General features: G+C 72.2%; 21 protein-coding genes and 1 riboswitch. Of the genes, 12 read left to right on the top strand and 9 right to left on the bottom strand.

What is annotated here, in order from left to right:
- Positions 1–44 precede the first annotated feature (44 nt).
- Complete coding sequence (locus tag HHX33_RS36205; protein WP_310741438.1) at positions 45–227, top strand: zinc ribbon domain-containing protein; 183 nt, start codon at positions 45–47, stop codon at positions 225–227.
- A 122-nt stretch (positions 228–349) separates the two neighbouring features.
- Here the strand turns inward: HHX33_RS36205 and pknB are convergent, their stop codons facing one another.
- The 4 genes from pknB to thiO form a co-directional block, all read right to left on the bottom strand.
- The gene (pknB, locus tag HHX33_RS18870) at positions 350–2356 is read right to left on the bottom strand and encodes a Stk1 family PASTA domain-containing Ser/Thr kinase (RefSeq protein WP_182875752.1); all 2007 of its coding nucleotides are present in this window, start codon (positions 2354–2356) and stop codon (positions 350–352) included.
- Between the two features lie 155 nt (positions 2357–2511).
- The gene (locus tag HHX33_RS18865) at positions 2512–3300 is read right to left on the bottom strand and encodes a thiazole synthase (RefSeq protein ID WP_138462828.1); all 789 of its coding nucleotides are present in this window, start codon (positions 3298–3300) and stop codon (positions 2512–2514) included.
- Positions 3297–3497 carry a sulfur carrier protein ThiS gene (gene thiS, locus HHX33_RS18860; RefSeq protein WP_111700300.1) on the bottom strand — a complete coding sequence of 67 codons (201 nt, stop codon included), beginning with the start codon at positions 3495–3497 and terminating at the stop codon, positions 3297–3299. The genes HHX33_RS18865 and thiS overlap by 4 nt, the downstream gene beginning before the upstream one ends.
- On the bottom strand, positions 3494–4630 hold the full coding sequence (thiO, locus tag HHX33_RS18855; protein ID WP_310741437.1) for a glycine oxidase ThiO: 1137 nt from the start codon (positions 4628–4630) through the stop codon (positions 3494–3496). Before thiO ends, thiS begins: the two co-directional genes overlap by 4 nt.
- Positions 4619–4730: riboswitch (TPP riboswitch) on the bottom strand. (Overlaps the previous gene by 12 nt.)
- A gap of 171 nt (positions 4731–4901) precedes the next feature.
- Between thiO and HHX33_RS18850 the strand changes: the two genes are divergently transcribed.
- The 3 genes from HHX33_RS18850 to thiE are packed head-to-tail and all read left to right on the top strand — an operon-like array spanning position 4902 to position 7180.
- Positions 4902–6080, top strand: a complete 1179-nt coding sequence (locus tag HHX33_RS18850; RefSeq protein WP_182875751.1) for an NAD(P)/FAD-dependent oxidoreductase — start codon at positions 4902–4904, stop codon at positions 6078–6080.
- Between the two features lie 43 nt (positions 6081–6123).
- The gene (locus HHX33_RS18845; RefSeq protein ID WP_111700302.1) at positions 6124–6501 is read left to right on the top strand and encodes an Rv2175c family DNA-binding protein; all 378 of its coding nucleotides are present in this window, start codon (positions 6124–6126) and stop codon (positions 6499–6501) included.
- Between the two features lie 28 nt (positions 6502–6529).
- Positions 6530–7180 carry a thiamine phosphate synthase gene (gene thiE, locus HHX33_RS18840; protein ID WP_310741436.1) on the top strand — a complete coding sequence of 217 codons (651 nt, stop codon included), beginning with the start codon at positions 6530–6532 and terminating at the stop codon, positions 7178–7180.
- 116 nt (positions 7181–7296) lie between these two features.
- On the opposite strand, the gene HHX33_RS18835 is transcribed toward thiE, so the two are convergent.
- A complete protein-coding gene (locus HHX33_RS18835; RefSeq protein ID WP_182875750.1) occupies positions 7297–8364 on the bottom strand; it encodes a polyprenyl synthetase family protein in 1068 nt (355 codons plus the stop codon).
- 165 nt (positions 8365–8529) lie between these two features.
- Between HHX33_RS18835 and metF the strand changes: the two genes are divergently transcribed.
- Positions 8530–9456 (top strand): methylenetetrahydrofolate reductase [NAD(P)H], encoded by a 927-nt coding sequence (metF, locus tag HHX33_RS18830; RefSeq protein WP_182875749.1) that lies wholly within the window; start codon positions 8530–8532, stop codon positions 9454–9456.
- A 16-nt stretch (positions 9457–9472) separates the two neighbouring features.
- Here the strand turns inward: metF and HHX33_RS18825 are convergent, their stop codons facing one another.
- Together HHX33_RS18825 and HHX33_RS18820 are read right to left on the bottom strand one after the other, a co-directional pair.
- Positions 9473–10045, bottom strand: coding sequence for a GNAT family N-acetyltransferase (locus HHX33_RS18825; protein WP_182875748.1), 573 nt, complete (start codon positions 10043–10045; stop codon positions 9473–9475).
- Positions 10046–10087: 42 nt separating this feature from the next.
- On the bottom strand, positions 10088–10564 hold the full coding sequence (locus HHX33_RS18820) for a YbaK/EbsC family protein (RefSeq protein ID WP_182875747.1): 477 nt from the start codon (positions 10562–10564) through the stop codon (positions 10088–10090).
- A 124-nt stretch (positions 10565–10688) separates the two neighbouring features.
- Here HHX33_RS18820 and HHX33_RS18815 point away from each other — a divergent pair, with 124 nt between their 5' ends.
- Both HHX33_RS18815 and HHX33_RS18810 read left to right on the top strand, forming a co-directional pair.
- Positions 10689–11573, top strand: coding sequence for a L,D-transpeptidase family protein (locus HHX33_RS18815; protein ID WP_259402621.1), 885 nt, complete (start codon positions 10689–10691; stop codon positions 11571–11573).
- 391 nt (positions 11574–11964) lie between these two features.
- The gene (locus HHX33_RS18810; protein ID WP_117408560.1) at positions 11965–12402 is read left to right on the top strand and encodes an SAV_6107 family HEPN domain-containing protein; all 438 of its coding nucleotides are present in this window, start codon (positions 11965–11967) and stop codon (positions 12400–12402) included.
- 169 nt (positions 12403–12571) lie between these two features.
- Here HHX33_RS18810 and HHX33_RS18805 read toward each other — a convergent pair whose 3' ends face one another.
- Both HHX33_RS18805 and HHX33_RS18800 read right to left on the bottom strand, forming a co-directional pair.
- Positions 12572–13816, bottom strand: a complete 1245-nt coding sequence (locus HHX33_RS18805; RefSeq protein WP_182875746.1) for an arginine deiminase — start codon at positions 13814–13816, stop codon at positions 12572–12574.
- A gap of 119 nt (positions 13817–13935) precedes the next feature.
- On the bottom strand, positions 13936–14430 hold the full coding sequence (locus tag HHX33_RS18800) for a transcriptional regulator (RefSeq protein ID WP_117408562.1): 495 nt from the start codon (positions 14428–14430) through the stop codon (positions 13936–13938).
- A 403-nt stretch (positions 14431–14833) separates the two neighbouring features.
- On the opposite strand from HHX33_RS18800, the gene pyrR reads away from it, so the two are divergent.
- Genes pyrR through carB form a run of 5 tightly spaced genes read left to right on the top strand, consistent with a single transcriptional unit; the run spans position 14834 to position 22034 of the window.
- A complete protein-coding gene (gene pyrR / locus HHX33_RS18795; protein WP_117408563.1) occupies positions 14834–15391 on the top strand; it encodes a bifunctional pyr operon transcriptional regulator/uracil phosphoribosyltransferase PyrR in 558 nt (185 codons plus the stop codon).
- Positions 15388–16323 carry an aspartate carbamoyltransferase catalytic subunit gene (locus HHX33_RS18790; RefSeq protein ID WP_117408564.1) on the top strand — a complete coding sequence of 312 codons (936 nt, stop codon included), beginning with the start codon at positions 15388–15390 and terminating at the stop codon, positions 16321–16323. The genes pyrR and HHX33_RS18790 overlap by 4 nt, the downstream gene beginning before the upstream one ends.
- A gap of 26 nt (positions 16324–16349) precedes the next feature.
- The gene (locus HHX33_RS18785) at positions 16350–17651 is read left to right on the top strand and encodes a dihydroorotase (RefSeq protein WP_182875745.1); all 1302 of its coding nucleotides are present in this window, start codon (positions 16350–16352) and stop codon (positions 17649–17651) included.
- Positions 17648–18763, top strand: coding sequence for a glutamine-hydrolyzing carbamoyl-phosphate synthase small subunit (gene carA, locus HHX33_RS18780; protein WP_182875744.1), 1116 nt, complete (start codon positions 17648–17650; stop codon positions 18761–18763). Before HHX33_RS18785 ends, carA begins: the two co-directional genes overlap by 4 nt.
- Complete coding sequence (gene carB / locus HHX33_RS18775; RefSeq protein WP_182875743.1) at positions 18756–22034, top strand: carbamoyl-phosphate synthase large subunit; 3279 nt, start codon at positions 18756–18758, stop codon at positions 22032–22034. Before carA ends, carB begins: the two co-directional genes overlap by 8 nt.
- Positions 22035–22192: the final 158 nt, after the last annotated feature.

The raw sequence follows: 22192 nt of genomic DNA, 5'->3' as shown, positions 1-22192 counted from the left end.
TCTTCCGCCAGCTCGCCTACAAGTCCGCATGGTACGGCTCCAGTGTGTGGGCGGCCGATCGCTGGTTCCCGTCCTCGAGACTGTGCGGCGGGTGCGGCGCGATCAACACGGGCCTGGCTCTTGCCGACCGCACATGGGCATGCGGCTGCGGTCTCGAGCACGACCGGGACGTCAACGCCGCCCGGAACCTGCTCGAGGCGATGGACCGCGAGCAGCAAGCCGCGTAGGTACACGTCGCCGGGCAGTTCCCCGGAGACGCAAAACGCCTGTGGAGGCGACGTAAGACCAGGCTCCGGCCTGGCGGATGCCGATGAATCAGGAACGAGAATCACTGAGATTCTCCGAACGGTCAGTGCCAGATCGTGATGGTGCTGCCCTGGGGTTGCTGGCCGAGGGGGTTCTCGCCGACGACGCGCTGGGTGCCGACGAGTTCGCGGACCCTGACCTTGAACCCGGCCGCCTTCAGCTCGGACACCGCGTCCCGCACCGCCTTGAAGCGCACGTCGGGCACGTTCACGAAGTCGGGCGCGGCCTGCGAGGGGTCGGTCTCCCACGGCCAGTGGAAGCCCTGGTCGGGGCCGCGTGACACGGTCAGGTGGACGGTCGCCCCGGCCACCACCTCCGCGCCGCCGGAGGGGTCCTGCGCGATCACGGTGCCCGGCGGGGCGTCGTCGGCCGTCTCGTCGATCTGGACGTTGAAGCCCTTGTCCCGCAGGAACTTCTCCGCCTGGTCGCGCATCATCTGCGTGACGTCCGGCATGAGCAGCCCGGCGCTGACCACGAAGTTGACCGCGCCGCCCTTCCTGACGCGCTTGCCCACCAGCGGGTTGGTACGGATGACCTGGTCGCGCGGGACGGTCTCGCTCGCGCTCCGGCTGACCCGCCCGGGCGTCAGCCCGGCCTCGGCGATCTTGGCCCGGGCGTCCGCGAGGCTGAGGCCCTCGACCTTCGGCACCGGGATGGTCTCCGGCCCGGCCGACGGGACCAGCTTGAGCACCGCTCCCTTGACCACCTCGGCGCCCGGCCCGGGCTCGGTGTTCAGGACGACGTCCTTGGGGATCTTGTCGTCGAACACCGGCTTGAGGACCTGGACCTCGAAACCGTGGTTCTGCGCCTCCTGCCGCGCGACCGTGAGGGGCTTGTTCACCAGGTCGGGCACCTTCGTGTAGCGCCCCTCGGAGAACCACCAGCCCGTGAAGGCGACGCCCGCGAGCATGACGAGGGCAAGCGCGGAGAGGAACCAGACCGGTCTGGCCCTGCGGGTGCCGCGGCGCCCTCCCGCCTCCGGCGGGCCGGTCATGGGGCCGGTCAGCAGGTCCGTGCGCGGCTGGATCATCGTGTGGCCGAGCTGCGCGTGCCCGGCCGTGCCGGACGCGGGGGTCGCGCCGGCCGGGGCGGCGGGCGCGCGGTGCGCCCCCGTGCCGGCCATGCTGTGCGCGCCCGTCGCAGAGCCCGTCGCGGAGTCGCCCGCGACGCCGGGGCGGGCGTGCCCGCCGGTGTGCCCGGTCTTCGGCAGCGTGCGGTGGATCTCGACCGCGGCGACCAGCATGGCGGTCGCGTCGGCCGGGCGCCGGGCGGGATCCTTGTCGGTGGCCGCGGTGACGAGCGCGTCGATCTGCGGCGGGATGCCGGGCACGACCGAGGACGGCGCGGGCACGGTCTCGTGCACATGCCGGTAGGCGATCGACATCGGCGTCTCACCGGCGTACGGCTGGCGCCCGGTGAGCAGTTCGAACAGCATGATCCCGGCGGCGTACACGTCGCTGCGCGCGTCGGCGAGGCCGGTCGTGACCTGCTCCGGCGACATGTAGCCGATCGTGCCGATCATCATGCCGGTCTTGGTCTGGTTGGTGGCCTCGATCGCCCGGGCCAGGCCGAAGTCCACGACCTTCACCCGGCCGTCGTCGGCGAGCAGCACGTTCTCGGGCTTGACGTCCCGGTGGATCAGCCCCGCCTGGTGGGCCGCGCCGAGGGCGGCGAGCACCGGGATGACCATCTCCAGGGCCTCGCGCGCCGGGAGGCGGCCACGCCGGCGCAGGATGTCGCGCAGCGTCCTGCCGGGGACGTACTCCATCGACAGGTAGACGTTCGCCCCGTCGGTGCCCTGGTCGAAGACCTGCACGATGTTCGGGTGCGAGAGGCTCGCCACCGACTTTGCCTCGCCGATGAACCGCTGGACGAACTGCGGGTCCTCGGCCAGTGAACGGTGCATCACCTTGACGGCGACCGTGCGGTCGAGCCGGACGTCCAGAGCCAGGTAGACGGAGGCCATGCCGCCCCGGGCGATCCGGGACTCGACGCGGTAGCGCCCGTCGAGCAGCTGCCCCACGAGCGGATCGGTTAGCGTCGTGTCCACCCGCCCGAGTTTACGGGTGATTTGCCGCCGGGCGTGTTCCCGAATCCCAAACCGAGACCTGACGCGGCCCTTTCCGCGCCACCCGGAAAGCCGTTCTCCATCTTAAAACCCGCCTTACCCGGCGTCCGAACCGGAAGGACGCCGGGCCGGTGCGGTCAGGCGGGGCGAGAGGGGGAGGACGCCTCGGCGTAGCGGCGGCGGGGGATGCGCCCGGCCAGGCGGGCGAGCCGTCCGGCCGTGACCGCCTGCCGCATGGCGGCGGCCATGAGGCCGGGCCGGTGCGCCCGCGTCACGGCGCTGGCGAGCAGCACGGCGTCGCAGCCCAGCTCCATCGCGAGCGCCGCGTCGCTGGCCGTGCCGATCCCCGCGTCGAGGATCACCGGCACCGTGGCGGCCTCGGCGATCAGCTCGATGCTGTGCGGGTTGCGGATGCCGAGGCCCGAGCCGATCGGGGCGCCGAGCGGCATCACCGCCGCGCACCCGGCGTCCTCCAGCCGCCGTGCCAGCGCGGGGTCGTCGCCGATGTACGGCAGCACGACGAAGCCGTCGGCGACCAGCCGTTCCGCCGCGTCGAAGGTCTCGATCGGATCGGGCAGCAGGGTCCGCTCGTCGGCGATGACCTCCAGCTTGACCCAGTTCGTCTCCAGCGCCTCGCGGGCCAGCCGGGCGGTCAGTACGGCCTCGCCGGCCGTGAAGCAGCCGGCCGTGTTCGGCAGCACCTTGATGTTCCTCGCCCGCAGCAGGTCGAGCACCGAGCCGCGGGCGGCCGGGTCCAGCCTGCGCATCGCGACGGTCGTCAGCTCGGTGCCGGACGCCTCCAGCGCCTGGTCGAGCACCTCCAGCGACGGCGCGCCGCCGGTCCCCATGATCAGGCGCGAGGCGAACTTCTCCCCGCCGAGCACGAAGACGTCGCCGGACGCGTCCTGTTCCGTCATTCCTGTCATCCTCCCTGCACCGCGGTGAGCACCTCGACGCCGTCGCCGTCCTCCACCTGGGTGGAGTCCCAGGCACTGCGGCTCACCACCTCGCCGTTGACCGCCACCGCGACGCCGGACGTGAGCGCCGTGAGGATCCGTACGGCGTCGCCCACCGTCGCCCCCTCCGGCAGCTCGGCCGGGTCTCCGTTGATCGTGACCTTCATTCGCGGAATCTCCCTGGGTCGCAGGAAAGGGCGGCCTCCGGCACCGCGCCGCCGGTGAGGAGGGCGGCGACGGCCTCGGCGGTGATCGGGGCCAGCAGCACGCCGTTCCGGCCGTGCCCGGTCGCCGCGAGGACGCCGGGGTGGCCGGCGGGGCCGATGAGCGGAAGGTTGTCCGGGGTCCCCGGGCGGAACCCGACGGCCGTCTCGGCCAGTTCGAGCTCGGTGAGGCCGGGCACCAGTTCGCGGGCGTCGCGCAGCAGCTCGTACACCCCGCCGGCGGTGACCCGCGCGTCGTATCCCAGCTCCTCGGAGGTGGCGCCCAGAGTGATCTCCCCGTCGCCCCGGGGGACGAGGTAGGCGGGAGAACCGTGCACCAGCCCCCGTACGCACCGGGTGAGGAACCCCTTGGGACCCCGGAGCCGGAGGATCTGCCCCTTGACCGGCCGCACGGGCAGGCCGGGGAGCAGGGAGGCCGACCAAGAGCCGGCGGCCACCACGACCCGGCCGGCCGGGACGGTCCCGCCGGACGCCAGCCGCACCGACGGGAAGCCCCGGCCGGGAAGGACGATCCCGGCGGCGCGCTCGGCCACCAGCGTGCCGCCCGCCTTCTCGAACGCGGTCAGCAGCGCGCGCACGACCCTGCGGGGGTTGACCCAGGCGTCGTCGCGGGCCAGCAGCCCGCCGCGCACCGAGGGGGACAGCATCGGCTCGAAGGAACGGCACTCGCGCCCGGTCAGGCGTTCCACCCGCAGGCCGAGCGTGCGCTCGAAGGCCGCGAGGTCGTCGAGGAAGGCCATGTCGTCCGCGCCGCGGGCGACCTCCAGCGTGCCCTCGGTGCGGTAGTCGAGCTCGGCGCCGGACTCGTCCTCCAGCTCCGCCCGGAACGCCGGCCAGGCGGCCAGCGACGCCAGCCCGAGCCGCAGCAGCGGCTCCTCCGTGTAGGTCACCTCGCTGACCGGCGCGAGCATCCCGGCGGCGGCGTGGGTGGCGCCGCCTCCCGGCGCGGGGTCCACCACGGCCACCGACAGTCCGCGCCGCGCCGTGCGCCACGCGACGGCGAGGCCCGCCACGCCGCCTCCCACGATCACGACGTCGTGGCCGGGCTCGATTCCGGAGGGCCGTGTGGAGGACACCGCGCTCCCTTCGCCGGCATTACCCGGATCAGGTGGTGGGCGGTCGAGAGCCGTACGCTCTCCTCTCAGCCCGGTCCGCCGGGCTCCCGCGCGTCTTACGCCCAACAGCGTAGTACGTGGCCGATACCGGCGGATCGCCCGGTTCGGCGCTCGCCCGGGCGAGCGTGACGTGGCTCACAACCGGGGCTGCCGGAGATGTGCGCGCTCCTTGCCCAACTCGTTATGGGGAGCCGGTTGGCCAGTCCCCCCGTTGACAATCTATGGTCAAGGCGTGGATCACGTCGTGGTGGTGGGTGCCGGCCTGGCCGGCGTGCGAAGCATCGAGGCGCTGAGGTCCCGGGGGTTCACCGGGCGCATCACGCTCATCGGCGAGGAACACCATCGCCCCTATGACCGCCCGCCGCTGTCGAAGGCGGTGCTGCTCGGCGACGCCGACTCCACCGTGGTCGACTCCGACCTCGACGCCATGGACGTGCGGCTGTGCCTCGGCACGGCCGCCAAGGGCCTGCGGAACGGCGTGCTGGAGACGACCGAGGGCGAGCTGGAGTACGACGGCCTGGTCATCGCCACCGGCGCGGCCCCGATCCGGCTGCGGGGAGAGGGCCACCAGCACGTGCTGCGCACGATCGACGACGCGCTCGCGCTGCGCGAGCTGCTGGTGCCCGGCGCCCGCGTGGCCGTCATCGGCGCCGGCTGGATCGGCGCCGAGGTCGCGACCGCGGCGGCCCGGGCGGGGTGCGCGGTGACGGTGGTGGAGGCGGGGGAGAGCCCGCTCGCCGCCGCGGTCGGCTCCGCGGTCGGCTGCCACACGATCGGCTGGTACGCCCGGGCAGGCGTCGAGCTGCGCCTCGGCGCGATGGTCGGCACGGTGGACGCCGACGGGCTCACGCTCATGTCCGGCGCGCGGGTGCCCGCCGACGTGGTGGTCACCGGCGTCGGGGTGCGCCCCTCCGTCGAATGGCTCAAGGGCTCGGCCGTACGGCTCGACGACGGCGTGGTCGTCGACGAGCACCTGCGCACGTCGCTGCCGAACGTGGTCGCGGTGGGCGACTGCGCCAACTGGTGGTCGCGCAGGTTCGGCACCCGGCTGCGGGTCGAGCACTGGGACACCGCGCTCCAGGCCCCCGACACGGCCGCCGCCACGCTGCTGGGCGAGGAGGCGGTCTACGACCCCGTGCCGTACTTCTGGTCGGAGCAGTTCGACCACATGCTGCAGTTCGCCGGCCACCCGACCGCGGACGACCGGATGCTGCTGCGCGGCGACCCGCGCGCGGACGGGAAATGGGCGGTGTGCTGGCTGACCCCCGAGGACCGGCTCGCCGCGGTGTTCACCGTGGACCTGCCGCGCGACGTGGTGCAGGGCCGCCGCCTGGTGGAGGGCGGCCGGAGGCTCGACCCCCGGCGGGTGGCCGATCCGGCCGTGCCGCTCCGCGACTGCATTATGACGTAATCGAGGTGTTTCCCGACGGCTCGCATGTGGTAATGGTGGTTCCGTGACGCTTACTGTTGCGCAGATCGACCGGGAGACCGACCAGCTCGTAGGGGAGTGGCTCCCCCTCTCGCAGGCGGCCGAGAAGCTGGGGCTCAGCATCGGCCGCACCAAGCAACTCCTGAAGGACAAGAAGCTCGTCGGCGCCCGGCGGAGCGGAGGCGGCCAGCCGCAGATCCCGTCGGTGTTCGTCGCCCACGGCGAGGTGCTCAAGGGCCTGCCCGGCACGCTGACCGTCCTGGCCGACGCCGGGTACGACGAGGTGGAGTCGATCCGCTGGCTGTTCACCCCGGACGACTCGCTACCGGGTGCGCCGATCGACGCGATCGTCAAGGGCCGGCACACCGAGGTCAAGCGCAGGGCCCAGGCGCTGGGCTTCTGACCGTCCGCCGCATGGCATTGTTGGTCGGGTGAACGACACCCGGCGACGGCTCGCGCAGGCCAGGCTCTACCTCTGCACCGACGGCAGGAGGGACCGCGGCGACCTGGAGGACTTCCTCGACGCGGTCCTGGCCGGCGGCGTGGACATCGTCCAGTTGCGGGAGAAGGGCCTGGAGGCCCGCGAGGAGCTGGACCTGCTGGAGGTGTTCCGCGCGGCCTGCGACCGGCACGGCGCGCTGCTGGCGGTGAACGACCGGGCGGACGTCGCGTACGCCGCCCGGCCGGACATCCTGCACCTCGGCCAGGACGACCTCCCGGTCTCCGTGGCCCGGGAGATCCTGGGTCCCGGCGTGCTCGTCGGCAGGTCGACCCACTCGGCGGCCGAGGCGTCGGCCGCCGCGACGGAACCGGGCGTGGACTACTTCTGCTGCGGGCCGGTGTGGCCCACGCCGACCAAGCCGGGCCGCCCGGCGCCCGGCCCCGCGTTGCTGGAGCACGCGGCGGGCCTGGGCTCCGACCGGCCGTGGTTCGGCATCGGTGGCATCGGCCTGGAGAACCTCGACGAGGTGATGGCGCACGGCGTGCGCCGTGCGGTGGTCGTCAGGGCCGTCACCGAGGCAGAGGACCCCGCCGCCGCCGCCTCGGCTCTCAAGGCGCGCCTGTCGGCCGTCCCGCTGTGAGCCGGCCCGCCGCCTGAACGGCGACGGCGGGCCGGGCCCGGAGGTCGCCGGGCCCGGGCACGCGGAATCGCCCGGCACGGCGACTCGGGTGCCGGCGATCCCGGGCAGGGGCGTCGTCAGGTGCGGCGGGAGGTGGCGGCGACGGCCAGGGCGGCCAGCGCGGCGCGGGCGTCCTCCTCGATCGGCGCCTGGTCGAGGGCGTGCAGCGCCTCGTCGAGATAACGCTTGATCATGTCTTCGCAGTCCGTCAGCGCGCCGGTCTCCTCGATCACCGTGCGCAGCCGCGCGACCCCGTCGGCGTCGAGCCCGGGGTCGCCCAGCAGGGTCCGTACGACGTCCTGCTGGGCGGGGGTGGCCCCGGCGAGCGCGCGCGCGATGAGCACGGTCCGCTTGCCCTCGCGCAGGTCGTCCCCGGCGGGCTTGCCGGTCTCGGCCGGGTCGCCGAACACGCCGAGGATGTCGTCGCGGAGCTGGAAGGCGATGCCCACCCGCTGGCCGTACTGCACGCACAGGCGGTCGATCCAGGAGTGCCGGGCCTGGGCGGCGAGGACCAGCCCGAGCCGCAGCGGCTGCTCGACGGAATATTTACCGCTCTTGTAAAGGGCAACCCGCAGGGCGCTGTCGAAGGTGCTCTCGCCCTGCGCCTGCTCCAGCAGGTCGAGGTACTGCCCGCACATCAGCTCGGTGAGCATGTAGTCGTGCAGGGGCTGGGCGGCGGCGATCGCCCGGGGGTCCAGGCCGCTGCCGCGCCACATCTCGCCGGACCACACCAGCAGCAGGTTGCCCAGCAGCACGGCCGAGCCCTCGCCGAACTGCCGCGCCGACCCGTGCCAGCCCGCGTCCGCGTGCAGGCGTTCGAAGCGCCGGTGCGCCGAGGGCATGCCGCGGCGTACGTCGCTCGCGTCCATGACGTCGTCGTGGATCAGCGCGCTGGCCTGGAGCAGCTCCAGTGACGCGGCGGCGAAGTGCAGTCCCGGCTCGTCGCCGCCCCCGGCGGCGCGCCACCCCCAGTGGCAGAAGGCGGGACGCAGCCGCTTGCCACCGGCGAGGAAGTCCTCCGCGGCGGACAGCAGGACGGCGAGTTGCGGGTCCTCGAAGTGTGGGCGCTGCCGGTCGAGGAACTCCCGGAGAACGCGGTCCACCTCCGTACGGATGTGGTCGAGCGAGGCGGCGGAAGTGGTCATGCTCAGAGAGTAACCGGGCCAGATCCCGACATCACAGCGCAGATCCCCTCTAAATTGGTCAGCTCGCGCTGTTAGGGCAAAACGTCTGGGTGGCCAGTACATGCTGCGAGTCCACATGGCAAGACCGCGAGGCCGGGGACCGTCCCGCGCTGTAATCTTTCCCGTATGGCTCTCGGTCTGCCCTCGCGGCTTCCCGATCGCGTCCCGACGGTCCGCGAACTGCTGGCCGCGGGCGAGCGCTCGTTCTCGTTCGAGTTCTTCCCGCCGAAGACCGACGAGGGGGAGCGCCAGCTGTGGCGCGCGATCCGCGAACTGGAGGCGCTGCGGCCGACGTTCGTCTCCGTCACCTACGGCGCCGGCGGCTCGACCCGCGACCGCACCGTGGACATCGTCGAGCGGCTGGCCCACGAGACGACGCTCACGCCCGTCGCCCACTTCACCGCCGTCGACCACTCGATCCGTGAGCTGCGCCACCTCGTCGGCCGCTTCGCCGACGCCGGGGTGCGCAACATCCTCGCCGTACGCGGTGACCCGCGCGGCGGCGATCCGCTGGACGAATGGGTCAGGCATCCCGAGGGCGTCCTGTACGCCGAGGACCTGGTGCGGCTGATCCGCCAGGCGGGCGACTTCTGCGTGGGCGTGGCGGCCTTCCCGTACAAGCACCCGAGGTCGGCCTCGGTCGAGTCGGACACGAGATACTTCGTGCAGAAGTGCCGGGCCGGCGCCGACTACGCGATCACCCAGATGTTCTTCCGCGCGGAGGACTACCTGCGGCTGCGCGACCGCGTGGCGGCCCAGGGGTGCGACACGCCGATCATCCCGGGCGTCATGCCCGTGACGCAGATGAGCACGATCGCCCGGTCCGAGCAGCTGTCCGGCGCGCCGTTCCCGCCGGAGGTGGCCGAGCGGTTCGCTGCCGTCGCCGACGATCCGGTGGCGGTCCGCCGCCTGGGCATCGAGCACGCCGCCGAGATGTGCCGGACGCTCCTGGACGAGGGCGCCCCCGGCATCCACTTCATCACCTTCAACCGGTCGAGCGCGACCCGCGAGGTGTTCCAGGCGCTGCACGGCGTGCCCGCCGTCGCCGGCTGACCCGCCTGCCCGCGTATCAGTCCTTCGGGAGCGGCGCGGGGCCGGGCAACGGCAGCCGCACCCCCGCGATGACGTACTCCTCGTAGCCGCCCGGGAAGACGAACCGGGTCATCAGGTCGGCGAAGCCCACGTCGCGGTAGAGATGGCGGGCCACCGTGGGCGCGTCGTGCGTGGACAGCACGGCGGTGCGCTCCGGGCGGCCCTCGCACAGCGCGTGGATCATGCGCCGCCCGACGCCCTTGCCCTGGTACTCGGGGCGTACGTGGATCTCGGCGATCTCCAGGGCGTCGCCGAACCACTCGTCGGCCACCACCGGCCCCGCCCGGTCCTGCAGGCCGCCGCGGACGACGTCGTGCCACCACTGGCCGGGGCCGCCGTGGAAGCCGTACGCGAAGCCGACGATGCCAGGGCCCTGCGGGTCCTCGGCGAGGACGCAGGCGAAGTCGGGATAACCGGCGTGGTTGCGCATGATCGCCATGCGGCCCGCGAGCTGGTCCGACGGCGGCCGCATGGCGTCCGTGTAGATCTCCAGCACGGTGTCCAGCACCGCCCTGAACGTGTCGGGCCCCACCCGGCGCAGTCGGATCACCCGTCGCACACTAGCAAAGCGTCGCCAGGCCGGTCGCGGACGTCACCCGACCTCGGCGGGGGTGCCCCCGGTGATCCGTACGAGCTCGTCGAAGGAGGTCGGGAAGACCGAGTGCGGATGCCCGGCGGCGGCCCACACGACCTCGTGCTTGCCCAGCCAGGTGTCCACGAGCGTCCGCACGGGCGCCGGGTGCCCGACCGGGGCCACGCCGCCGATGGGCTGCCCGGTGTGCTCCCGGACGAACTCCGGCGTCGCCCTGCGCACCTTCGCCGCTCCGACGAGCCGCGCGATCAGGTCGGTGTTCACGCGATGGGCGCCGCTGGTCAGCACCAGCAGCGGCGCGCCGTCCGCGTCGAAGATCAGGCTGTTGGCGATCGCGCCGATCTCGCAGCCGAGCTGGGCCGCCGCCGTGGCGGCCGTCGGCGCGGCGTCGTCCAGCACGACGACCTCACCGGTCACCTGCCGCTCCCGCAGGGCCTGCTCGACTCGGGCGACGTTCGGATGCAACTTTTCCGGCACCCGGCCACTCTAAACGGATTGCCAGGACAGACGCGGCCGATTATCGCCACTTGTGATCACACGGCTCGCAATCCGACCGTAAGGTGAGTCCTTTGTTAGGAATCAGGCTTATGAGGGGTTGGTCATGATGAGAGGTCGACGGCGACCGGCCGCGGCCATGCTCGTCGCGATGGGGGCCGTGGCGTTCGCGACGGCCGGGGTCGCCGGCCCGGCGCGGGCCGGCGCAGCCGTTCCGGCGGGAGCCGTGACGTACGCGACGTCCGGCCTCGCCGGCGCGGCGCCGGTGTCCGGCGCGCGGACGGTCGCGACGCGGGTGGCCGGAGCGCGGGGAGCCCTGCCGGGACGGGCCGGATACCCGCCGTTCGAGGCGCCGGGCAAGACGCTCAGGCTCGGGGCGAAGGGCGCCGCCGTGAAGGCGCTGCAGGCCCGTCTCAAGGAGCTCGGCTACGTGCCCGGCAGCGCCGACGGCCGGTACGGCGGGGCCACGCTGACGGCGGTCTGGGCGTTCCAGAAGGTGCAGGGGATCAAGCCGACCAGCACGGTCGCCGCCCGCACCTGGAGAGCGCTGGAGAACCCCCGCGCGCCCCGGGTCCTCGTGCCCCGCGGCAAGGCCACCCGGGTCGAGGTGGACCTGACCAAACAGGTGATGGTTCTGTATCGTTCCGGCGTCCCGGTGCTGATCAGTCACATCTCCAGCGGCAGCGGTATTCCCTACACCGAGTACGCCGTGTGGAACGGCAAGAGGCAGGTCTTCTCCGGCAGTGCCCGCACGCCGACCGGCGACTACAAGACCACGTGGCGGGCCAGGGGCTGGCACCGGTCCTACCTGGGTCAGCTCTACAACCCGATCTTCTTCAACGGCGGGATCGCCCTCCACGGCGCGCTGTCGGTGCCGCTTTATCCGGCGTCGCACGGCTGTGTACGGCTGCCGATGAACGTGGCCGGGGTCCTTCCGGGCATGCTCGGCAAGGGAGTCCCCGTGCACGTCAGAGGTGCTTTCCGGCGATAGCCAGCGGATCGGAGGGCCCCGCGCGAGGTGTTCGCGCGGGGCCCTTCGTCGTACGGGCCCCTGCCAGTCCTCGAACCCTTGTTCGTTGACAGCCTTGACAGCAGGCATGGTCGAATCTATGTTCGATGGAGTGGGCGCGGGACTCGCGGCCTGCGCCCACACCGTCGGATCCGTGCCTACGTCGTCGGCGGAGACGGATGCGGCACGGCCCGCGGCGTGGGCCGGACGGGGAGAGGGGAAGCTCCTCGTCCGGCCGCCCACGGGAGCGTGAGAAAGCCGCGTGATCCCGGTGGTGCCCGGGATTACGCGGCCGATCGAAATTGTCGGTGCTGTCTGCGACTGTGAAGTCACCGGCGGCCTTCGCCGGATGCCACGACTCAAGGAGGCGGGCATGACTGAAGAGAACGGCGATCAGCGGACCGGGCCCCGGCTTCCGCAGGCGGTCCTGGCGCGTCTCGCGGACGCCAGGGCGTGCCTCGCCGACGCGACCGTCGGGCCCACGCCCGCGGACCGCTACGTGTCGGCCCATCTCGCGGCGCTGCGCGCGGCCGCCGGGATCCTCGCCGCGCGTCCGCGTCCGATGGACGGACGCAGGCGGCGGCTGCGCAGCGCCTGGGAACTGCTTCCCGAGGTCGAGCCGAAGCTCGCGGACTGGGCGGCCTACTTCGCGATGAGCGCGACCAAGCGAGCGGCGGTCGAGGCCGGAATGGTCCGGGCCGTCACTCAGAACGACGCAGACGAGATCATAGCGGAAGCGGACCGGTTCGTCGGCGAGGTCGAGTCGATCCTCGGCCTGCCCGGCCGCCCCACCCTCCCCATGGCCGGCTGACGGCGCTGCAAAAGCGGGAGGCCGGCGCGCGAGCGGCCCGGCTCCGCCTGCCCGCTCCGTCGAGTTCGTCAGCCACACGGGACGGCCTGGCCACGCGACGCGCCCGCGAGAAGGCGGTCCGCACGGGCCGGGGCGCCCGCCCACGGTCCGCCGGCGGCCGGGTGCGGCCTCAGACGGGATCGCGCTCCAGAGGGCAGCTCATGCAGCGGGGCCCGCCGCGCCCGCGGCCGAGCTCGCTGCCCCGGATCGGGATGACCTCGATGCCGTGCCTGCGCAGGTGGTTGTTGGTCGTGGTGTTGCGCTCGTAGGCGACGACGACTCCCGGCTCCAGGGCCAGCACGTTGCAGCCGTCGTCCCACTGCTCGCGCTCGGCCGCGTGCACGTCCTGCGTCGGCGTGAGGACCTTGATGTCGTCCAGGCCGAGGGCCCGCGCGATCGCCCGGTGCATGTCCTCGGGCGGATGGTCGGTGACCTTCAGCTCCTTGTCGGTGTCGCCCGGCTCCACCGTGTACGACGGCAGCATGCCGAGCCCGGCGTACTTGGTGAACACCCCCACGTCGACGTTGGTCATCACGGTGTCGAGGTGCATGAACGCGCGGGTCTTGGGGAGGTCGAGCGCCACGATGCGGGTCGCCGCGCCCGCCCGGAAGAGTTTGGTCGCCAGCATCTCGACCGCCTGCGGCTGGGTGCGCTCGCTCATCCCGACGAGCACGACGCCGTCGCCGAGCACCAGCACGTCACCGCCCTCGATGGTGGCGGGGGCCATGCGGGTGCCGTCGTACCAGACGTCGAACCCCCCGCCGGACGGGTCGCCGTAGCCCGCGGCGAACATCGGGTGCCACCGGTAGACCGCCTCGAAGTTGAGGGTCTCGCGCCTGCGCGCCTTCTTGCGCATCGCGTTGATGGACACCCCGCCGTACACCCAGCAGGAGGTGTCGCGGGCGAACAGGTGGTTGGGCAGCGGCGGGAGGACGAAGTCGTCCATGCCGAGCGCGTGGAAGACGACGGACCCCGGGTCGCAGCCCAGTTCCATGATCTCGCGCTTGGTGATCCCGCCGGTCAGGTACGGCGCGAGCGCGGCTCCGTCGAGGGCGTCCAGCGTGTTGCGGATCGCGTCGGCGGTCAGCGGGCCGAACCAGTGCTCGTCGACGCTGCCGTCGAGGATGTGCTTGCGCGCGTCGGGCACCTCGATCGCCTCCCGCAGGAGGTCGCCGAGGTGGTGCACCGTGACGCCGCGCGCCGTGAGCACCTCGCACCACTCCCGGTGCTCCTCCAGCGCGCGGTGCACCCAGAGCACGTCGTCGAAGAGCAGGCCGTCCTTGTTGCCGGGGGTGAGCCGCTTGAGCGCCAGTTCGGGGATGTCGACCAGGACCTGGCGGAGCCTGCCCACCTCCGAGCCCACGAAAAAAGTCATGTCCTGCCTATCCCCCTATGACAGGAATCACTCGTGACGCGGCTCCCCGGCGTGCGGAGGCCGATGGGGGGCCGCCGCGGCGGCCCGGTGGTCGGAGGGAACGGCCGGGGGGGAGTTGGTCAGAAGGACTCGACGGCGCGGCGGGCCTCGGCGTCGAGCACGCCCCAGTTGATGAACTCCTCGGTCAGCTCGACGGGTGACTTGTCGTAGATGACCGCCAGCGAGCGCAGGTCCTCCTGCCGGATGGACAGCACCTTGCCGTTGTAGTCACCACGCTGGCTCTGGATCGTGGCCGCGTAGCGGGCCAGCGGACCGGCCTTGTCCTTCGGCAGCTGCGACAGCCGCTCCAGGTCGATGACCAGCTTGGGAGCCGGGGCGAGCGGGCTGGGAGCGGCCCCGCCCGGCAGCAACTCGGAGACCGGCACCCCGTAGAAGTCCGCGAGCTCGGCGAGCTTCTGCACGGTCACCGCGCGGTCACCCCGCTCATAGGAGCCCACGACGACGGCCTTCCACCGGCCACGGGACTTCTCCTCGACACCGTGCAGGGACAGCCCCTGCTGGGTCCGGATGGCGCGCAGGCGCGCGCCCAGCGACTTGGCGTAGTCAGACGGCATCGTGTGGCCCCCGGCTTTCTATGTCTCTTCTCACTTGATTGTGCGTCCTTGTCCCAAGCGTTCCGAACACCGGGGCTGGCACCGGCCCCGGCACCTTCGGTGACCGCTGCGTCGGGTTTTACCCAGGAAGGTCGCGTGTTGTGGTTACGGACAGTGACGGTAAAGCCGACACTCCCAAAGGTCAAGCTGATTGGAAAAAAGAGCGCCAAACAGTGCTCTCACCGAAATCCCCGACACCCGATGTGATGCGGCTTCCGATCCCCCGGGGACCCGGGGCGTACGCCGCCTCCCCGGCGTATCACCCCTGGCGGGAGGGGGGATGGCGGAGGGCCCTGATACTCTAAGCAGACCTGACACCCTTTTAAGACCCGTCCCGTGAGGCGGGAAAGGTGGTGACTTTTTCATGTCCGATGTCCAAAATCAGGCCCGCGCCGTCCTGGAGGGGCCCGACATCCACCGGGCGCTCACGCGGATCGCGCACGAGATCCTGGAACGGACGAGAGGCGCCGAGAGCGTCGTCCTGCTCGGCATCCCCACCCGCGGCGCCACCCTGGCCCAGCGGATCGCCGGCCGGATCGCGCAGTTCGAGGGGATCAAGGTCCCCGTCGGCGCGATCGACATCACGATGTACCGCGACGACCTGCGCCTGCGTCCGGCGCGCCCGCTCGGCCGCACCGAGCTTCCCCCGGACGGCGTCGACGGCAGGACCGTCGTCCTCGTGGACGACGTGCTCTTCTCCGGGCGTACGGTGCGCGCCGCGCTCGACGCGCTGAACGACGTGGGCAGGCCCCGGGCGGTCCAGCTCGCCACGCTGGTGGACCGCGGCCACCGGGAGCTGCCGATCCGCGCCGACTACGTCGGCAAGAACCTGCCGACCTCCAAGAGCGAGAAGGTCAAGGTCTTCCTGGAGGAGACGGACGGGCGCGACGCGGTCGTGCTCATCAAGGGGGACGACCGATGAAGCCGCACCTGCTCTCGACCGGCGACCTCACCCGCGACGACGCCCTCCTCATCCTCGACACGGCGGAGGAGCTCGCCCGGGTCTCGCAGCGGTCGATCAAGAAGCTGCCGACGCTGCGCGGCCGGACGGTGGTGAACCTCTTCTTCGAGGACTCCACCCGGACCCGCATCTCCTTCGAGGCCGCGGCCAAGCGCCTGTCGGCCGATGTGATCAATTTCTCGGCCAAGGGGTCGAGCGTGTCCAAGGGCGAGTCGCTGAAGGACACCGCGCTCACCCTGGAGGCCATGGGCGCCGACGCCGTGGTGATCCGGCACAGCGCCTCGGGCGCGCCGCACCGCCTGGCCAACTGGGTGCGCGGCAGTGTGGTGAACGCCGGCGACGGCACCCACGAGCACCCGACGCAGGCGCTGCTCGACGCGTTCAGCATCCGCCGCAGGCTCGGCCGGCTCGACGGTCTGAAGATCTCGATCGTCGGCGACGTGCTGCACAGCCGGGTCGCCCGGTCGAACGTGCTGCTGCTGCACACGCTCGGCGCGGACGTCACGCTCGTCGCGCCGCCCACCCTGCTGCCGGTGGCGGTGGAGAGCTGGCCCTGCCAGGTGTCGTACGACCTCGACGCCGTGCTGCCGAAGTCGGACGTCGTGATGATGCTGCGGGTCCAGCTCGAACGGATGAACGCGGCCTACTTCCCCTCGGCGCGGGAGTACAGCCGTCGCTACGGCCTCGACCGCGACCGCTTCGCCCGCCTGCACGACGACGCGATCGTCATGCACCCCGGGCCGATGAACCGCGGCATGGAGATCTCGGCGGAGGTCGCCGACTCGCCGCGCTCGACGATCGTCGAGCAGGTCGGCAACGGCGTCACGGTCCGGATGGCCGTCCTCTACCTGCTGCTCGGCGGTTCCGAGCCCGCCATCGGAGGCGCCGAATGAACGCGTACGACCTTCACGAGGGAGCTGTGACCACCATCCTCATCAGGGGCGCCCGCATCCTGGGCGGCGCCCCGCGCGACATCCTGCTGCGCGACGGCGTCGTGGCCGAGATCGGCGACCTCGCGGGCGCCGAGGCCGGCCAGACGATCGACGCCGCCGGGCTGGTCGCCCTGCCCGGCCTCGTCGACCTGCACACCCATCTGCGCGAGCCGGGCCGGGAGGACGCCGAGACCGTCGAGACCGGCACCCAGGCCGCGGCGCGCGGCGGCTACACCGCCGTCCACGCGATGGCCAACACCTCCCCGGTGGCCGACACCGCCGGGGTGGTCGAGCAGGTCTGGCGGCTCGGCCAGGAGTCCGGCCACTGCGACGTCCAGCCCGTCGGCGCGGTGACCTCCGGCCTGGAGGGCCGCCAGCTCGCCGAACTCGGCGCGATGGCCGACTCCGCGGCCCGCGTCCGGGTCTTCTCCGACGACGGGAAGTGCGTCTCGGACGCGGTGCTGATGCGCCGGGCGCTGGAGTACGTCAAGGCGTTCGACGGCGTGGTCGCCCAGCACGCCCAGGAGCCCCGGCTCACCGAGGGCGCCCAGCTCAACGAGGGCGAGGTGTCGGCCAGGCTCGGCCTGACCGGCTGGCCGGCCGTCGCCGAGGAGGCGATCATCGCCCGCGACTGCCTGCTCGCCGCGCACGTCGGCTCCCGGCTGCACGTCTGCCACGTCTCCACCGCCGGCTCCGTCGAGATCATCCGGTGGGCCAAGTCGAAGGGCTGGGACGTGACCGCCGAGGTCACCCCGCACCACCTGCTGCTGACCGACTCCTGCGCGGAGACCTCGCCGCTCGGGCCGTACAACCCGATCTACAAGGTGAACCCGCCGCTGCGCACCGCCGAGGACGTGCGCGCGCTGCGCGAGGCCCTCGCCGACGGCACGATCGACTGCGTGGCCACCGACCACGCCCCCCACCCGGTCGAGGACAAGGAGACCGAGTGGGCCGCGGCGGCGATGGGCATGATCGGCCTGGAGACCGCCCTGCCGGTGGTCCAGGAGGCCATGGTCGAGACCGGGCTGCTCGACTGGGCCGGCGTCGCCGACCGCATGTCCGCGCGGCCGGCCAGGATCGGCCGCCTGTCCGGGCACGGCCGGCCCATCGAGCCCGGCGCGCCCGCCAACCTCACCCTGTACGACCCGTCGGTCCGGCGGCCCGTGGACCCCACCGCGATGGCGTCGAAGAGCCGGAACACCCCGTACGAGGGGATGACCCTGCCCGGCCGCGTGGTCGCCACGTTCCTGCGCGGCCGCCCCACCGTTCTCGAAGGGAAGCTCGTATGACAGCCCTGCTGGTTCTCGAGGACGGACGCGTCTTCGAGGGAACGCCGTACGGCGCCGTGGGCGAGACGTTCGGCGAGATGGTCTTCAACACCGGCATGACCGGCTACCAGGAGACCCTCACCGACCCCTCCTACCACCGCCAGATCGTGGCGATGACCGCCCCCCACATCGGCAACACCGGCGTGAACGACGAGGACCCCGAGTCCCGCCGCGTCTGGGTCGCGGGCTACGTGGTGCGCGAGCCGTCGCGGATCCCGTCGAACTGGCGCTCCCGCCGGACGCTCGACGACTACCTGCGCGAGCAGGGCGTCGTCGGCATCGCCATGTCCGGCACCCGGGCCCTCACCCGCCACCTGCGCGAGCGCGGCGCGATGCGCGCCGGCGTCTTCAGCGAGGGCGGCGACGTCGCCGAGCTGGTCGAGCGCGTGCGGCGCTCGCCCGGCATGGAGGGCGCCGACCTCGCCCGCGAGGTCAGCACGCCCGAGCCGTACGTCGTGCCGGCGCGCGGGCGCAAGCGCTTCACCGTCGCCGCGGTCGACCTCGGCATCAAGGCGATGACCCCGGAGCGGATGGCCGAGCGGGGCTGCGAGGTGCACGTGCTGCCCGCCACCGCCGGCGCCGCCGACATCCTCGCCCTCGGCCCCGACGGCGTCTTCTTCTCCAACGGCCCCGGCGACCCCGCCGCGGCCGGGTACGCGGTCGAGTCGCTGCGCGAGGTGCTGGACGCGGGCGTGCCGTTCTTCGGCATCTGCTTCGGCAACCAGATCCTCGGCAGGGCGCTCGGCCTCGGCACCTACAAGCTGCGGTACGGCCACCGAGGCGTGAACCAGCCGGTGCAGGACCGCAGGACCGGCAAGGTCGAGATCTCCGCGCACAACCACGGCTTCGCCGTGCAGGCGCCGCTCGACGGGCCCTTCGAGACGCCGTACGGCGCGGCCGAGGTCAGCCACGTCAACCTCAACGACGACTGCGTGGAGGGGCTGCGCCTGCTGGACCGTCCCGCGTTCAGCGTCCAGTACCACCCCGAGGCGGCGGCCGGCCCGCACGACGCGGCCTACCTGTTCGACGAGTTCTGCGAGATCATGAGCAAGAAGGGGGCCAAGGGTGCCTAAGCGTACGGACATCAGGTCCGTCATGGTGATCGGCTCCGGCCCGATCGTCATCGGACAGGCGTGCGAGTTCGACTACTCGGGCACCCAGGCCTGCCGGGTCCTGCGCAGCGAGGGCTTCCGGGTCGTCCTGGTCAACAGCAACCCGGCCACGATCATGACGGACCCCGAGTTCGCCGACGCCACCTACGTCGAGCCGATCACGCCGGACATCGTCGAGAAGATCATCGCCAAGGAGCGGCCCGACGCGCTGCTGCCCACGCTGGGCGGCCAGACGGCGCTGAACACGGCGGTGGCGCTGCACGAGGCGGGAGTCCTCGGCAAGTACGGCGTCGAGCTGATCGGCGCCGACATCGACGCCATCCAGGCGGGGGAGAACCGCGAGCGGTTCAAGGAGATCGTCGCGAAGGTGGCCGCCGAGCACGGCCTCAACGCCGAGTCGGCGCGCAGCGCGATCTGCCACACGATGGACGAGTGCCTGCGCGCGGCGGACGAGCTGGGCTACCCGGTCGTCGTCCGCCCGAGCTTCACGATGGGCGGCGCCGGGTCCGGCTTCGCGCACGACGAGGAGGAGCTGCGCCGCATCGCGGGCGCCGGCCTCGACGCGTCCCCGACCACCGAGGTGCTCCTGGAGGAGTCGATCCTCGGCTGGAAGGAGTACGAGCTGGAGGTCATGCGCGACCGCAACGACAACGTGGTCATCGTGTGCTCCATCGAGAACATCGACCCGATGGGCGTCCACACCGGCGACAGCGTGACCGTGGCGCCCGCGCTGACGCTGACCGACCGCGAGTACCAGAACATGCGCGACGTCGCGATCGCGGTCATCCGCGAGGTCGGCGTCGACACCGGCGGCTGCAACATCCAGTTCGCGGTCGACCCGGCGACCGGCCGGATGATCGTCATCGAGATGAACCCGCGCGTGTCGCGGTCGTCGGCGCTGGCGTCGAAGGCCACCGGCTTCCCGATCGCCAAGATCGCCGCCAAGCTGGCGATCGGCTACACCCTCGACGAGATCCCCAACGACATCACCAAGGAGACCCCGGCGTCGTTCGAGCCGTCGCTCGACTACATCGTGGTCAAGGTGCCGAGGTTCGCGTTCGAGAAGTTCGCCGGGGCCGACGAGACGCTGACCACCCACATGAAGTCGGTCGGCGAGGCGATGGCGATCGGCCGTTCGTTCCCCGAGGCGCTGCAGAAGGCGCTGCGGTCGATGGAGAAGAAGGGGTCGTCGTTCACCTGGGCGGGCGAGCCCGGCGACCTGGACGCGCTCCTGGAGGCCTGCCGCAGCCCCCACGACGGGCGGCTGCGCACGATGCAGCAGGCGATCAGGGCGGGCGCCACCCCCGAGCAGGTCCACGAGGCCACCTCGGTCGACCCGTGGTTCGTCGACCAGCTCTTCGCGATCGACGAGGTCGCCCGGTCGATCACCGCGCTCGACCGGCCCACCCTGGACACGGCCAAGCGGCACGGCTTCAGCGACGCGCAGATCGCCGAGATCCTCGGGGTTCCCGAGGCCGAGGTGCGCGCCGCCCGGCACGAGCTGGGCCTGCGGCCCGTCTACAACACCGTGGACACCTGCGCCGCCGAGTTCGCCGCGCGCACGCCCTACCTCTACTCCACGTACGACGAGGAGACCGAGGTGCCGGTGGGGGACCGGCCCAAGGTGATCATCCTGGGCAGCGGGCCCAACCGCATCGGCCAGGGCATCGAGTTCGACTACGCCTGCGTCCACGCGTCGTTCGAGCTGGCCAAGGCCGGCTACGAGACCGTGATGGTCAACTGCAACCCCGAGACCGTCTCGACCGACTACGACACCTCCGACCGGCTCTACTTCGAGCCGCTCACGCTGGAGGACGTGCTGGAGGTCGTGCACGCCGAGCGGGAGACCGGGCCGGTCGCGGGAGTGATCGTCCAGCTCGGCGGCCAGACGCCGCTGGGCCTCGCGCAGGCGCTCAAGGACGCCGGGGTGCCGGTGGTCGGCACCTCGCCGGAGTCGATCCACCTCGCCGAGGACCGCGGGGCGTTCGGCCGGGTCCTGTCCGAGGCCGGGCTGACCGCGCCCAAGCACGGCACCGCGACGACCGTGGACGAGGCGAAGGCGGTCGCCGAGGAGATCGGCTACCCCGTGCTCGTACGGCCGTCGTACGTCCTCGGCGGGGCGGGGATGGCCATCGTGTACGACGAGGACACGCTCGCGACCTACATGGCCCGGGCGGCCTCGGAGCACCCGGTGCTGATCGACCGGTTCCTCGACGACGCCATCGAGATCGACGTGGACGCGCTGTTCGACGGCGAGGAGCTCTACCTCGGCGGCGTCATGGAGCACATCGAGGAGGCCGGCATCCACTCCGGCGACTCGGCCTGCGCGCTGCCCCCGATCACGCTGGGCGGCTACGACGTCAAGCGCATCCGCGCCGCCACCGAGGCCATCGCCCGCGGCGTCGGCGTGCGCGGCCTGCTGAACGTCCAGTACGCGCTGGCCGCGAACGTGCTGTACGTCCTGGAGGCCAACCCCAGGGCCAGCCGTACGGTGCCGTTCGTGTCCAAGGCGACGGCGGTGCCGCTGGCCAAGGCCGCGGCCCGGCTGACGATGGGCGCCACGATCGCCGAGCTGCGCGCCGAGGGCATGCTGCCGGAGGGCTACGACGGCGGCACGCTGCCGCTGGACGCGCCGGTCGCGGTCAAGGAGGCGGTGCTGCCGTTCAACCGGTTCCGCGGCGTCGACACCGTCCTCGGGCCGGAGATGCGCTCGACCGGCGAGGTCATGGGCATCGACGAGTTCTTCGGCACGGCCTACGCCAAGTCGCAGTCGGCCGCGTACGGCGCGCTGCCCACCAAGGGCCGGGCGTTCGTCTCCGTGGCGAACAAGGACAAGCGGGCCGCGATCTTCCCGGTGAAGGCGCTGGCGGACCTCGGGTTCGAGATCCTCGCCACGGAGGGCACCGCCGAGGTGCTGCGCCGCAACGGCGTCCGTGCCAGGATCGTGCGCAAGCACAGCGAGGGGACGGGCCCCGGCGGCGAGCCGACGATCGTGCGCCGCATCCTCGACGGGGAGGTGGACCTCATCGTGAACACCCCGTTCGGCAGCCCCGGTCAGTCCGGGCCGCGCCTGGACGGCTACGAGATCCGCACCGCCGCCGTCAACCGCGGCATCGCCTGCATCACCACCGTCCAGGGCCTGGCCGCCGCGGTCCAGGGCATCCAGCAACTCGTCCGGGGCGACATCGACGTGCGTTCCCTCCAGGAACACGCCAGGAGGCTGCGAGACTAGCCCGGGGCATCTATCTGGAGGGCGCCATGAGCGCGGAGGGCGCGCCGGCGATCTGGACTGAGGAGCGAGGGAGCGAGGCACGAGCGACCCGGAGCGACGAGGGCTGGATACACTGCGCGCCTCCGGCACGACCTCGCCAGCTTCGGCGCCCGTAGCCG

Source organism: Microbispora sp. H10670, assembly GCF_014161385.1.
GTDB lineage: Bacteria > Actinomycetota > Actinomycetes > Streptosporangiales > Streptosporangiaceae > Microbispora > Microbispora triticiradicis.
Note: the sequence above shows the minus strand (reverse complement) of the source record. Positions and strands in the feature narration are given on the sequence as shown.